This is a genomic window from Rhodococcus sp. IEGM 1241, assembly GCF_033142365.1.
Classification (GTDB): Bacteria; Actinomycetota; Actinomycetes; order Mycobacteriales; family Mycobacteriaceae; genus Rhodococcus_F; species Rhodococcus_F erythropolis.
This window is the reverse complement of record NZ_JAWLSE010000001.1, coordinates 1589936-1603569: the sequence shown is the minus strand read 5'-3', so window position 1 is coordinate 1603569 and position 13634 is coordinate 1589936. Positions and strand designations below refer to the sequence as shown.

Annotated in this window: 14 protein-coding genes; 7 read left to right on the top strand and 7 right to left on the bottom strand. The window is 61.2% G+C overall.

Going from position 1 to position 13634, the window contains the following annotated elements; translation table 11 throughout:
- Positions 1-2: 2 nt before the first annotated feature.
- On the bottom strand, positions 3-428 hold the full coding sequence (locus R4P70_RS07725) for a hypothetical protein (RefSeq protein ID WP_003946354.1): 426 nt from the start codon (positions 426-428) through the stop codon (positions 3-5).
- On the bottom strand, positions 425-1015 hold the full coding sequence (locus tag R4P70_RS07720; protein WP_019744771.1) for a helix-turn-helix domain-containing protein: 591 nt from the start codon (positions 1013-1015) through the stop codon (positions 425-427). The genes R4P70_RS07725 and R4P70_RS07720 overlap by 4 nt, the downstream gene beginning before the upstream one ends.
- A 165-nt stretch (positions 1016-1180) precedes the next feature.
- On the opposite strand from R4P70_RS07720, the gene R4P70_RS07715 reads away from it, so the two are divergent.
- The 6 genes from R4P70_RS07715 to R4P70_RS07690 all read left to right on the top strand — a co-directional run bounded on the left by R4P70_RS07715 (position 1181) and on the right by R4P70_RS07690 (position 7184).
- Complete coding sequence (locus R4P70_RS07715) at positions 1181-1966, top strand: aldolase (RefSeq protein ID WP_317830628.1); 786 nt, start codon at positions 1181-1183, stop codon at positions 1964-1966.
- 33 nt (positions 1967-1999) lie between these two features.
- A complete protein-coding gene (locus R4P70_RS07710; RefSeq protein ID WP_317830627.1) occupies positions 2000-2902 on the top strand; it encodes a dihydrodipicolinate synthase family protein in 903 nt (300 codons plus the stop codon).
- 59 nt (positions 2903-2961) lie between these two features.
- A complete protein-coding gene (locus tag R4P70_RS07705; protein WP_317830626.1) occupies positions 2962-3822 on the top strand; it encodes an SDR family oxidoreductase in 861 nt (286 codons plus the stop codon).
- A complete protein-coding gene (locus R4P70_RS07700) occupies positions 3822-5615 on the top strand; it encodes a DEAD/DEAH box helicase family protein (protein WP_020970369.1) in 1794 nt (597 codons plus the stop codon). The genes R4P70_RS07705 and R4P70_RS07700 overlap by 1 nt, the downstream gene beginning before the upstream one ends.
- Positions 5616-5870: 255 nt before the next feature.
- Positions 5871-6347: a nitroreductase/quinone reductase family protein gene (locus R4P70_RS07695; protein WP_019744776.1), complete on the top strand. Its 477-nt coding sequence runs from the start codon at positions 5871-5873 to the stop codon at positions 6345-6347.
- Between the two features lie 57 nt (positions 6348-6404).
- Positions 6405-7184 carry a DUF427 domain-containing protein gene (locus R4P70_RS07690; RefSeq protein ID WP_019744777.1) on the top strand — a complete coding sequence of 260 codons (780 nt, stop codon included), beginning with the start codon at positions 6405-6407 and terminating at the stop codon, positions 7182-7184.
- 48 nt (positions 7185-7232) lie between these two features.
- Here the strand turns inward: R4P70_RS07690 and R4P70_RS07685 are convergent, their stop codons facing one another.
- The gene (locus R4P70_RS07685) at positions 7233-8465 is read right to left on the bottom strand and encodes an MFS transporter (protein ID WP_021332286.1); all 1233 of its coding nucleotides are present in this window, start codon (positions 8463-8465) and stop codon (positions 7233-7235) included.
- 72 nt (positions 8466-8537) lie between these two features.
- Here R4P70_RS07685 and R4P70_RS07680 point away from each other — a divergent pair, with 72 nt between their 5' ends.
- Positions 8538-9413 (top strand): LysR family transcriptional regulator, encoded by an 876-nt coding sequence (locus tag R4P70_RS07680; RefSeq protein ID WP_019744779.1) that lies wholly within the window; start codon positions 8538-8540, stop codon positions 9411-9413.
- Here R4P70_RS07680 and R4P70_RS07675 read toward each other — a convergent pair.
- The 4 genes from R4P70_RS07675 to cobF all read right to left on the bottom strand — a co-directional run bounded on the left by R4P70_RS07675 (position 9406) and on the right by cobF (position 13514).
- Positions 9406-10272, bottom strand: coding sequence for an Fpg/Nei family DNA glycosylase (locus R4P70_RS07675; RefSeq protein ID WP_019744780.1), 867 nt, complete (start codon positions 10270-10272; stop codon positions 9406-9408). The two genes, R4P70_RS07680 and R4P70_RS07675, sit on opposite strands and share 8 nt — an antisense overlap.
- Positions 10273-10312: 40 nt before the next feature.
- Positions 10313-11488 (bottom strand): GGDEF domain-containing protein, encoded by a 1176-nt coding sequence (locus tag R4P70_RS07670; protein WP_317830625.1) that lies wholly within the window; start codon positions 11486-11488, stop codon positions 10313-10315.
- A 43-nt stretch (positions 11489-11531) separates the two neighbouring features.
- Complete coding sequence (locus tag R4P70_RS07665; RefSeq protein WP_024487188.1) at positions 11532-12698, bottom strand: GGDEF domain-containing protein; 1167 nt, start codon at positions 12696-12698, stop codon at positions 11532-11534.
- A 75-nt stretch (positions 12699-12773) separates the two neighbouring features.
- Positions 12774-13514: a precorrin-6A synthase (deacetylating) gene (gene cobF / locus R4P70_RS07660; protein WP_019744783.1), complete on the bottom strand. Its 741-nt coding sequence runs from the start codon at positions 13512-13514 to the stop codon at positions 12774-12776.
- Between the last annotated feature and the right edge of the window lie 120 nt (positions 13515-13634).

The window sequence follows — 13634 nt, the reverse complement described above, 5'->3', positions numbered from 1 at the left end:
GGTCAGAAGAACTGACCTTTCACGAAACCTGCGAGCAGGACCGCGAATCCGCCCACCTCACCGAGAATCAGCAGGAACATTCCGAGGTGCAGGGGCGGACCGGCGGACTCGAACTGATTGTCGGTGTCCTTCATCGCACCGTGAGCGATGTAGCTGAAAATCGCTGCGAGAAAGAAGAACACGACCACTGCGGCACTGGTCAGGTTGATCCACGTCGGCCACGCACTGAGTTCGACGAACACCGCGATCAGCAGCGTCGCAAACGAGTACATCAGGGCAGCGCGGTGGGCGATGTCGACATACGGATGGGCGAGGTGATTATCCGAGGTGGCCATCTGTCGGTACTTCCAGATTCCCAGGCACAGGGAGAGAAGGAAGATCAGACCGGCCGCGAGCAGCGTCAGTGTCGTGTCGATCCCCAGGGTCATCTGCTCACCCCGCAGTGCGCTTCCAGTGAGTCACCGCTGGGTGATCCAGTCGAAGGCTTGTCGTAGACGACAACCAGCACCACCGCACGATCCGCCGACACCGATCGCATCCGGTGTGGCGTATTCGCGTCGAAATACAGGCTGTCGCCGGCGTCGAGGTGCATCGTCTGTCCGGGGATTTCGAATTCTACGGATCCGGAGTGCACGAACACGAACTCCTCTCCCGTGTGGTCCATGAACTTGGGACCCATCACCGACGCCGGATGAACCACGAACGGCTGCATGGCCTTTCCGACCATGGAGGGCGCGATCGGATCGTAGACGGAAGACTGCACGGAGGAAGCCGGGTCGATCACGCGGTCCTTGGCGCGCACGATCGTCATGGCATTGCCCTCCATACTGTCCGAGAACAGTTGTCCCACATCGGCATCGAGCACCCGTGCAATTTTGAGCGCCACCGCGATCGACGGGGTACTGATACCCCGCTCGACCTTCGAGAGATAGCTCTTCGTCAGACCGGTCTGCTCGGCCAAGCCCTCGAGCGTCAGACCGGCGCGACGCCGATGTGTTCGCAAAAACGCTGCCATTCGATTCCCCTCACGAGACTTTGTGTCATCACCCTACCAACACATTGACCTGCGACGATCACCGCCGCTCGCACTGAGGGTTGCACATTTCCGTCCTATATGACACTTTGTGTCCTATAGGTGACTGAATGTCATTGATTCCGGGCCCCGAGAAAGGCACACCCCATGACCGATACAATGCATGCGAGCAAGCAAGAACTCATGGCCACCGCCGAGACGAAAATGCTCACCGAAGTAACCACAGGCAGTTGGACACTTCGACAGAAGATCGCACTGACCTGCCGCGCACTGTCGGACGCCGGCCACGATTCCGGTCTCGCCGGCCAGATCTCCGCCCGCGGTGAGCAGCCTGGCACGTTTGTCACCCAGCGACTCGGCCTCGGGTTCGACGAGATCACCGAGGACAACCTCCTGCTCGTCAACGAGGACCTCGAAGTCCTCGACGGGGAGGGCATGCCGAACCCCGCCAACAGGTTCCACAGTTGGATCTACCGCGCCCGACCCGACGTCAACTGCGTCGTCCACACACACCCACTGCACGCGACGGCGTTGTCGATGCTCGAGATTCCCCTCGTCGTCTCCCAAATGGACATCGCGCCCCTCTACGACGACTGCGCATTTCTCGCCGACTGGCCCGGAGTTCCCGTGGGAAACGAAGAGGGCGAGATCATTTCGGCTGCGCTCGGCGACAAGCGGGCAATTCTGCTCGCCCACCACGGCCAACTCGTCGTCGGCAACACGGTCGAAGAAGCATGCTCCCTCGGGCATCTGATCGAGCGGGCCGCGCGGCTGCAGTTGCTGGCAATGGCTGCCGGCGACATCAAGCCGCTACCGCCTCGCCTGGCGAAGGAGGCTCACGATTGGACACTGACCCCTCGGCGCAGCGAGGCGAACTTCGCGTACTACGCCCGTCGGGCTCTCCGCAATCATCCCGACGCACTGACCAACTGAATTTCGTTTCCCACCAACAGAACAGAGAACCCCATGAGCAGCACAATCAAGGGAATCGTCGCCTACCCCATCACCCCGTTCGACCGGGACACCGGAGCATTCGATCCCAAGCCGCTACACACGCTCCTCGACAGCATGATCAGCAGTGGTGTCGACGCGATAGCGCCACTCGGCAGCACCGGCGAGAGCGCCTATCTCGACGACGCCGAATGGGAGTCGGTCGCCCGGGAAACTGTCGACTACGTCGACCGACGAGTCCCCACCGTCGTCGGAGTGTCGGATCTGACGACGGCGGGAGCACTCCGCCGAGCATCGATCGCGGCACACGCCGGCGCCGACGCGATGATGATCCTCCCCACGTCGTACTGGCATCTGGGTGAGCAGGAGATTCGTGAACACGTCAGTGCGGTCGCCGATTCCGTCGACATTCCCACGATGATCTACAACAATCCCGCGACCACAGGGATCGACATGTCGCCGGAGTTTCTCGTCGACCTCGTCTCCACCGTCGACGGCATCACGATGATCAAGGAATCCACCGGCGACATCACCCGCATGAACCGCATCAACGAACTGAGCGGTGGCACGATTCCCTTCTTCAACGGCAGCAATCCTCTTGCACTGCAATCTTTCTCTGCCGGTGCAAGCGGATGGTGCACGGCAGCCCCGTGTCTGGCCCCCGAACAGGTGGTGCACTTCTGGCGTCTACTCGAATCCGGTGATCGGTCGGGTGCCGCCGCTGTGTTCGAACAAATCGAGCCACTACTGAAGGTCCTCGTCAGTCGCGGACTGCCGTCGACGGTCAAAGCCGGGATGGAATTTCTCGGCGTCGACGCCGGCCTTCCCCGCCGGCCCCTGCTGCCCCTCGACGACAACACCAGAACAGCTTTGTCCGACGCTCTGTCGGTGGCTCGCGGTGTAATCGTCGCGTCGTGACCTGACGTGGGAGTGGGTTCCGGCAAGATGGGATGCACACCGACCGAAGGAGGGGCACCATGTCCGTAGATTCACGGTCTGCGAGGATCGCCGTCACCGGCGCTACCGGTCATATCGGCGGACTGGTGGCCCGGTCGTTGGCCGACGCCGGTGTCCCGCAGCGGCTGATCGCGCGTTCGGTCAACCGATTACCGCAGCTCCCCGGTGCCGATTCGGCCGAGACTACGTACGGGGATCAGGAGAGCGCTCTCGCGGCTCTGGCCGGAATCGACACCCTCTTCATGGTCTCGGCGGCCGAAAGCGCAGATCGTCTGGATCAGCACCGCACCTTCATCGACGCCGCAGCGGAGGCCGGGGTCAGGCACATCGTCTACACGTCTTTCCTCGGTGCCGCTCCGGACGCGACGTTCACGCTCGCTCGCGATCACTGGGTCACCGAGGAACATATCCGCGCTTCCGGACTCGCATTCACCTTCCTGCGCGACAGCTTCTACCTCGATTTCCTACCCGCTCTCGCCGGTGAAGACGGTGTGATCCGCGGCCCCGCAGGTGACGGTCTTGTCGGCGCAGTAGCGCGGTCCGACATTGCTGCCGTCGCTGTGTCGGTTCTGCAGGATCTGGATTCTCATGTCGGACAGACGTACAACCTGACCGGACGCGAGGCACTGACGCTCTCCGAGGCCGCGAGCATCATCACCCAGGTCACCGGCAAGCGGACCACGTACGTCGAGGAAACGCTCGAGGAAGCCTACGAGTCGCGGGCGTCGTACAACGCACCCGCTTGGGAGCTCGATGCTTGGGTGTCGACGTACACCGCAATCGCGCAGGGTGAATTGGCGATGATCACGAGCACCGTGGAGGACCTTGTCGGCCGGCCTGCGCTCACGCTGCGTGAATTCCTCACAGCAGAAACCGCCTGATGCCACCACGCAAAGCAACCACGGCACGCAAGGCTGCCGCAAAGAAGGCTGCACCGAAGAAGGCTGCTCCCAAGAAGAGTGCAACCAAAAAGACCGCCGCAAAGAAGACTGTCGCAAAGAAACGATCACGCGCTGTGATGCCCGACGTTCCGACATCCGCTCCGGGCGAACGAGTCTGGCTTCTCGACGTACCCTTTCGGACGCCGGCGCCTGGTGCGCAGTTCGTCAAGAAATGGAAGAGCTACGCGTGGGTCGGCACGGAGTTGCCTGTAGAACTCGCTCCGTTCAAGGCACTCCCCTTCTCGTATCAGCAGTGGGTCGAGGACGACATCAATGACAGCACCGGCGAACGCCCGGTTGCTGCACCCAAAATTCCTCGGCCCGAGCAGGTTTCGGGGGCTGCGGCCGTCGTCGACGCTGCTCGGGCCGGCAAACGCGGATTTCTGTTGGCAGACAATGCCGGCCTGGGTAAGACGCTGATCGCAGTGATGTCGGCCAAGACGATTGCCGAGGAACGCGGCGAAACCAACATCCTCGTCCTCGTCGATCGACCCGCACAGATCACCATTCCGCATTGGCGCTATTCCATCGCCTCGGTGGGCGACGGCGGATTCCGCTGGCTGATCATGTCGCCTGACCAATTGAAGAAGCTGATCGCGCGAAACGGCCGTCCCAAGTACACCTTCGGCGTGGTGATCGCGGACGAGGCCCAGCTGTACAGCAACGACACACAGCGCACAGCTGCCTTCGAGAAGGTTGCGCGCTTTTCCAATTCACACGAGCAAGCGCCGTTCGTCCTGTCCGTGACAGCAACACCGGGACATACGCCGGCAGATCAGCGTTACCTGGCGCCGCTTTTTGCGCAGCTGCATTCAGAACCTTCGGAGTACTGGTCCGACCTGGGTGCCAGGCTTGTCGAGTCCGGCCTTCCGCTGGACAAGTCCTACGGGAAGTGGACGTGGAGCGCAGAGGCGAAGGAATCAGCGACCCTGCAATCCCAGGCGCTCGAGACCGTGCGTGGATGGATGTCGAACAGCAAACCGCCCTTGATGATTCATCGACCGACTCCGTGGGGACCCGTTCCGCTCGACGGTATGCCGATCGACCTCACGCATGCCCAGCGCGCCGAGTACGAGACCGAGTGGGCCGAGTACGCCTACGAAATGGGATTGGCCCGCAAGAGCCGCAACATCGCGCGGGGCCGTGCGCTTGTTCTGCGCTATCGACAGAAGGCGGGCATGATCCGCGCCGAATCGACGGCCCAGTGGGCGCAGGCGCAGGTCAAGGCAGGCAAGCAGGTGTTGGTGGCCGTCGAATTCGTCTCCACGGCAGGCGATCCACTGGTCGAGATGATCGAAGACGCCGGGATCTCGGTGGCAAAACTGTTCGGCGCGGTGCCGGACAAGGAGGGTCAACGTCTGCGGTTTCAACGCGGGGATGCACCGGTCATCGTCTTCAATGTCACGACCTCGATCTCGCTCCACGCCAACGAAGCACTCCCCGACGGCACTCACGCGTCCTCGTTGCCACGGACGGGAATCTTTCATCAACCGCGATACTCAGGGATCGCGGCAGAACAGACATTCGGTCGGTCACACCGCGACTACCAGACGTGTCCATGGGTCATACCCTTCGGCGTGGGCACCAAGGAAGAGGACGTCGCCACGGTCATGTTGCGCAATCTCAATTCGGTCACAGGTCTGAAAGGCGGTGATCGATCCGGTCTGCGGTCGCTGTCCGAACTGCTCGGCGTCGAATGGCTAGAGCCCGATGTCTTGACCACAGAGACTTGACCTCGGAGGCTTGACCTCGGGGGCTTGACCACGGAGGCTTGACCTCGGAGGCTTGACCTTCCAATGGCCATCCAACGCGCGCACACGAACGGTTTCGGAGGTATGCCCCAATTCCACTCCACCATAACCGAATTCGGCTGACCGCTTCATTCCTTTCGGGACCTTGGGACTCAGGTATCTGTGACCTGACGTGGCAGACTCTTTCGAGTCGAGGTGCACCAGCCTCGAAACAGTGCCGAGAAACCGAGGGGTCCTATGCGCAATATCTACCGGTCATTGATGCGCAATGTCGGCCATACACAATGGTTCTCGGATCTCGGCAAGGATCTGGTTCCGCTCGATCGAGCAGTGCAGAGAGTGTCGGGCGGCAAGCTCTCACTCGTCGGCGAGAACACGGTGACCCAGCTACTGCTCACCACCACTGGCCGCAAGACCGGCCGTTCTCGCACCACACCACTCCTGTACGCACCCGACGGCGATGCGTTTGTCGTCGTCGGATCCAACTGGGGGCAGGATACGCATCCAGCGTGGACACTCAATTTGATGGCAAATCCCACCGCAATCGTGACAGTGAAGGGCGTCGAAATACCGGTCGGTGCGAGTCTGGCGGAGGGCGCCACGCGTAAGAAGTTGTGGAAGCTCGCGACCACCACGTGGCCACCGTACGAAACCTACGCCGATCGAGCATTCGGGCGCCAGATCCGCGTATTTCGACTCCAACCTGTCAAATAGCTGCTGCCGGGCGCAGGATGGGAAGGACCACCCTGCCGATCTCAGGAGCATTCGCGAATGTCCACAGCACTGACTCACGCAGAAGACACACAGATCACAGCTTCCAACGGGCGGATCGCACTGGAGCCGAACCCCCGCCGCATTCGAGCATTCTTCGCTGGTCACGCCGTCGCGGACACCACTCGTTCGGTGTACCTTTTCGAACGCGGCCGCCTGCCGATGTACTACATCCCTCGCGCGGACGTTCGCACCGAATTCCTCGTCCCGACGTCGACGACCACCCATTGCCCCTGGAAAGGCGACGCCACCTATTGGACGATCGAGATCGGGGATCGCCGGGCCGAGGACGCCGTCTGGTCCTACCCTGAACAGTTCGACGGTTCCCTGGACCTGAGTGAGTACGCCGCGTTCTATTGGGATCGCATGGACGCCTGGTACGAGGAGGATCAACAGGTCTTTGTCCACGCCCGCGATCCATACGTACGTATCGACGCACTCCCCTCGTCCCGACACGTCCAAGTTTTTGTCGGCGACGTACTGGTCGCCGAGACGACGCGACCCAGACTGCTGTTCGAAACCGGACTGCCCACGCGGTACTACATTCCGAGAATCGACGTTCGCAGCGAGTACTTTGTGCCGTCCCCGACCACCACGGCCTGCCCGTACAAGGGCACTGCGTCGTATCTGTCCTTCACCGGCACAACCGAACTCGCACCGATCGAGGATCTGGCGTGGTTCTATCCGTTCACCACCGCCGAAGCGTCCGGGATCGACAACCACGTGTCGTTCTATCCCGAACGCGTCGGCAAGATCCTGGTGGACGGTACCGAAATCTGACAGGCGCCGAAATCTGACAGGTGCGGGGATCCGAGAAGGTGCGGGTGCCTATCCCACCGAGACAAGGGATTCCGGGATTCGCAGTTCAGTCTTTTCCAGCCGGCGATCGTGCATCCACACCAACGCCGTTGCAACCGAGAAGACCAACCCGGCGATGCATACTCCGTTCCAGCCGTACGACTTCCACACCATCGACCCCACAGCCGAGCCCACGGCGGCACCCACGAAGTAGGTGGTCATGTACACCGAGTTCACACGCGAACGCGCTTCGGGGACAAGGGCGTAGATCACGTTCTGGTTGCTGACGTGCACTCCCTGCAGCGCGAGGTCGGCAAGAACGATGGCAACAAGAAACCACACTATATGCGTGGCACCGGAGGCAAACGGAAGCCACGAGACCAACAGAATCGCGATAGCTCCGCCCGTCGCCACCTGACCCAGTCCCCGATCGGCCAGTCTGCCCGCCACGGTCGCCATCAACGCTCCCGCCACACCGAGTAGTCCGACCAGGCCGATTTGAGTATCGCTGTAGCCGAATTCGCCGGAGAGAAGAAAGGCCATTGTCGTGAAGACTGTGCTGACGGCAGCAAAAGCCAGCCCGCCCATGGCCGATCGAGTTCTCAGGCGCGGCAAGGTCGCAGCCAACTTCCCTACCGACACGAGCGTTGCGCCGTAGCTTGCCTTCGGTCGATCGGCGGAATCGGAAGGCAGAGATCGCCACAATGCCACGGCCATCACCACCATCAGAACCGCCGCAACCTTGTAGACCGTCGACCAACCTCCCAGTCCGGAGAGCACGCCGGCAACACTGCGCGCCAACAGGATTCCGATCAGCAGTCCACTCATGATCGTTCCGACCACCCGGCCGGACCGCTCAGGTTCGGCCAGTGAGGCGGCAAACGGAATCAGCACCTGTGCAGCAACCGAAAAGACCCCTGCCACTGCGATTCCCACGGCAAGCGTGGCAAAGTTGGGCGCAAATCCGCTGACCGCTTGACCGGTAGCCGCCAGCAGCATGAGCCCTACCGTCAGCTTGCGTCGGTCGACCATGTCGCCTACCGGAACCAGAAGTATCAATCCGAGTGCATACGCGACCTGTGCGATGGTCACCGTCGCGGCCGCTGCGGAGGCCGAGACGTTCAAGTGGTCCGAGATGGAATCGAGGAGTGGCTGATTGAAGTAGTTACCGCCCGCGCACAGACCCGTCGCTGCAGCCATCAGCAGCACTATCGGTAGTCCGAGCCTCGGACGCGCGTCGCTTGAAATCATGTCGTCAAGCATGACCGGCAACACCGACGTGCGTCCAATAGATAGATATGCATGATCTATCTCCAGAAGCGATAGATTGGTGCGATGGAACTACGTCACATCCGCTACGCCCTGGCAGTCGCGGAAGACAGACACTTCAGCCGTGCTGCCGCGCGGTTGCACGTTTCACAGTCCGCGTTGAGTGCCCAGATCAGAGACCTCGAAAAGGAACTGGGAGTCGAATTGTTCAACCGCAACAGTCGAAACGTCGGCCTGACTGCTGCCGGGGAGGTTTTTGTCGCCCGCTCCCGTGAGGTGCTCGGCGCCGTGTCGAGACTGGTCAGTGATGTCTCGGCACGGAGCAACGAGCAAGTGCGGCTGACGGTCGGCACCATCACCTCGGCGGGGCGCGTCGACGTCGGCCGTGCGCTGGCAGATCTGACACGCCGCCACCCTGCAATCAACATCACCGCGCGACCGTACGGCAGTGAAGTAGTTATCGAAGGAGTCCGGTCCGGCGCCATCGACGTCGGCATCGTCGGATTGGCCGCAGGCCGCTTACCCAAGAGCTTTGCCGCCGCACCGTTGTGGAGTGAACCCACCGCAGCGTTTGTTGCTCCCGACCATCCCTTTGCCCAGGCCTCGTCGATCAGACTCGAAGACCTACGGGATCACACTCTCGTGGACTTCGCCTCCGGCAGCGAGGCCCGTGTCCAAACCGACCAAGCCTTCGCCGAATCACAGGTCCCACGCGGAAAAACGCTCGAAGCCAACTCGGTGGACCTGATCTGTTCACTGACCGCCAACGGCCTGGGTGTCGGTTTGCTCCCCCAGTCCATGAGCGCCCTACATCCCGAACTGGTCTGTATTCCGATCACCGATGCGCCGCATCGGATCGTCCACGCAATTACCGAACCCACCCATTCGTCGGCGCTCGCCCGCGAATTCGTCGAACTACTCGCGGCGCAGTTCGCTACTTGAGCAGTTTCGACATTCGCCTGTCCGCCAACGGCTTACCGCCTGTCTGGCACGTCGCACAGTATTGAAAAGAACGCTCCGCGAACGACACCTCGCGTACGACGTCACCGCACACCGGACAGGGAAGTCCGGTGCGAGCATGTACTCGCATCCCCGAGCGTTTCTCACCTTTGAGCCGCGCCGCGTCCTGACCTTCCGAACGCTCGATCGCGTCGGCCAGCGTGGACCGCATCACGGCATACAGCGTCGAAATCTGCTCCGGCGTCAGCCGCGACGAGGTCGCGAATGGCGATAGTTTCGCGGTGTGGAGGATCTCGTCCGAGTAGGCGTTCCCGATGCCGGCGATCAGCGACTGATCGACTATCGAGTTCTTGATCCGCGCCGACGTCCCGCCCAGAATCTCTGCGAACTCAGCTTCTGTCACAGCCATCGCGTCCGGCCCCAACCGGGCGATGCCCGGAACCTCCTGCGGATCGTTCACCACCCACACGGCGAGGCGCTTCTTGGTGCCGGCTTCGGTGAGATCGAACGCCGGCGTCAACCCTTCAGGTGTGAAGAAATGAACGCGCAGCGCCAACGGCCCCTTCCCCGGCTTCGGCGGCGTTGGCGACGGATTATCGAGCCACCGCATCCAACCGGCACGGGAGAGATGCGTGACCAACCACAACCCGTCGCAATCCAGAGCCAGATGCTTCCCGAAGCGGGCGGCGCCCGTGACGTCACGCCCTTGCAAAGCCGTGATCGGCGGATCGAAGGTCTTGAGCACACTCAATGCAGCGATATCGACGCGTCCCACTACTGCGCCGACCGCGTGCTGACGAAGGAACCCTGCCAGCGCTTCCACCTCGGGTAGTTCAGGCATGGCATCAGACTAACGCCGACCACGGACACTCACCGTGTGCTCAGTCCGTTTCGGTCAGCAGAACCACCGAGTGTCCACCGCGCGCCTTCGCTGCGTACATCGCGCGATCTGCACGTCGCAGCAAAGTGGGATAGGCGATGAGTGCATCGTCCGGCGATTCGAAAGGACCTGCGACCTTCGCGATTCCGACGCTCAGGGCGACCTCGGAATGGTCGGGAGCAGCGACCGTTGATCGCTGAAGTTCTTGTTCGAGTCGATCGACCGAGCGTTGATCGCCCGAATCGACGATGATGAACTCGTCGCCGCCGATCCGTGCGATCAAGGCCGCCGGGCCGGCGCATTCGACCAGTCTCGATCCGACCTTCTCGATCACAGCGTCCCCGACTGTGTGCCCGTACTCGTCGTTGATGGTCTTGAATCGATCGATGTCGACAGCGGCGACAACGACAAGCGCCGAATTCGCGTACGACCGCTCCAGTAGCAGTCGCACCTCGTCGGCCAGTCCCCTCCTGTTGAGTAGTCCGGTGAGTGGGTCCAACTGCGAATTCAACGCATCGGTGCCGAGAATGGAGAAGATGAACTGACAGGCAAAGGGGATCACGTAGATCGCGGCGCCGACGAGAACTGTCAAAGCGACCAGAACCGGAACATCCGAATAGTTCTCGACAACGGAAATGCGCGTCACAATGCCGATGACTACGACGAATACCCACAGCATGTGCAGGCTCTGTATTCGAGCATTGTGGAAGAACGCGATGTATCCACCGATCACCGAGAACATCACGGCATGGGCCAGTGCCGCAAGTGGATTGGAATACAACGCCATTGCGGCCGCTATTCCCACTTCCGAATAGAGCACAAAGGCGTATGACCAGGAACGGGAGAGGTTGCGCCTCGTCGAGAGGGCGACGGCCATCATCACGGTTATGACGATGATGACTGCGTTCGCGGTGCGCGCGTGCGGAGTGGTCGGTCCCTGTGGACTGAAGCGAGTCAAGAACATGATCACCGTGACCAGCACCAACGAGCAGACGACAAGAAACCGCGAGGCGACGGTCAACCCTTTGTCCGCGAGATAGCGATTGAAGGTGTCGAATTGGTCCGGACGCCGATACCAATCGACAAGTTGAGAAGAGATCAGCCGGAATGCGGGACCGGAGAGCGGCCGTTGAGACGCGACGGCGTCCGAACGCTCCACACCCTCGGCAGATTCCATAGGGTCAGGGTAATCCAGTCAACTCCCCGCAATCAGACAATTCTCACTGTTTGCCGTCCCACATCACAACTCGATCGCCGCCGGCGGCCTTCGCGCGGTACATCGAGGCGTCTGCTACTCGAAACAGTTCCGTCAACTCCTCGTCGGAAATGATCGAAGACCATTCGGCAGAGGTGATCGCGACTCCGACGCTGGTCGTCACCGCCGGATCACGATCGTCGATTCGCAGGTGCCTTCGCAGATTGTCCTCGAATGCGGGCGCTGCACCGACGTCGATCGTGTCCACCAAGACGAACTCGTCCCCACCGAATCTGGCGAAGAGCGCCTTCTCACCGCCGCACCACCGCAGTCGATCAGCAATCTCACGAAGTACGAGATCGCCTTCTTCGTGCCCCCGCGAGTCGTTGACGCTCTTGAACGAATCGACATCGACGATCGCAACGACATACGACGACTTGCTCGACGCATGCCCCGTTGCCCCCATTTCGACAACAGCTCGCTGCAGCCCGCGCCGATTCAGAAGGCCGGTCAACGGATCCACATCCGAACTGTCCGCGTCGGAGCCGAGAAGTGAGAGGACGAACTGGCAGGCGAACGGGATGACCACGATCCCGGTGGCGATGATCAGACACAGTGCGGTGGCCAACGCAGGATCCGCGTAGACCGCGACCTTTCGTCCGACCACTGCCAGAACCACGATGGACAGGGCGATGTGAATCGCCTGGAGTCTCGCGTTGTGAAAATACGCGATGTACCCACCGATCAGTATCAAGAGCACGCACTGGATCAACCCGATGAAGGGGTCACTGTTCAAGAACACACCGACAAATACGCCGACCTCGCAGTAGGCGACAAAAAAGTACGACCACCGACGCGTGATTTCGGGCAGAAGGCAGAAGAGCACGATCACCGCGACCGTGACTCCGATGATGACGGCGTTGACGACGCTGGTGACGTGGTTGTGCACGCCCGCGTCGCTGAAGCGCAGCAGAGTCATCGCAACGATGACCGTCGTCAGGGAACCGATGACCAGCAATCGGACGGCTAGCTCCAGGCCCTTCGTGGCGAGGTATCGATTGAAACTGTCGAATTGATCAGGACGCCGATACCACTGAACGAGAAGATCGAAAGCCGACTTCACAGCTGATTTTTCACGGCCACGCGGAGCGGGCAGAATCGACTGCAGTCGGTCCTGCCCGAACGATGTCATGCGCAGATCATAGGTGCGCAGACCGTCGTTCGGGATCAAGAGCGCAGGATCGAGGCCGCAAATCCGCGGTCGGTGTCAGCGCCGAACGAGGTACGTGTCCATGATCCAACCGTGCTTCTCGCGCAGCTCCGCCCGGCGCGCGACGATCCGATCTTCGACGTCGCGCAGGTTGCCGGAAATCAACTCCTCGTCCGCGGTTCCGAGGTATGCCCCCCACCAGATTTCGGCATGGTCTTCGGCCACCTGAGTGAAGGTGCAATGCGCGTCGAGCATGACGACGGCGTTGTCCACGCCGTCGGGTAATCCCTCGGCCAGTTTGCGGCCGGTCGTGATGTGGATGGGTTCGCCGATTCGGTTGAGGACGATTCGGTGCTGTGCGGCCAACGACTGCACGCTGGTGATTCCCGGGATGACGGAGTAGTCGAACGTCGCTCTCCCGCGAGCGAGCACCCGCTCGACGATCCGCAGAGTGCTGTCGTAGAGGGAGGGGTCACCCCAGACGAGAATCGCTCCGACGCCAGGTTCGGCCGCGAATTCCGCTTCGAATTTCGCGGCCCGACGCTCGTGCCAGTCCTCGACAACCCCCTCGTAATCGGTCGGGGTTCGGTCCCGCGGCGGGTCCGTGATCTCGACCACCTTGTAGTCGAGGTGAACGTGCTCGTCGAGGATGCCGGTTCGCAAGTCGACCAGAGCCTGCTTCTCGTCACCCTTTCCGATGATGAAGAACGTATCGGCCCTGTTCATAGCCTTGATCGCCTGAACCGTCACCTGGTCGGGATCACCCGCACCGATACCGATCACCAAGAGTTCGCGCATGTGCCGAGGCTATATTGCCGTGGGGGGGAATTATAAAGCGGTAGTTATTAAAATAGAACAGCCCACGCAGCCCGCTCATTACAAGACCAAAGATTTACCAAACATACAACAACAAAAACA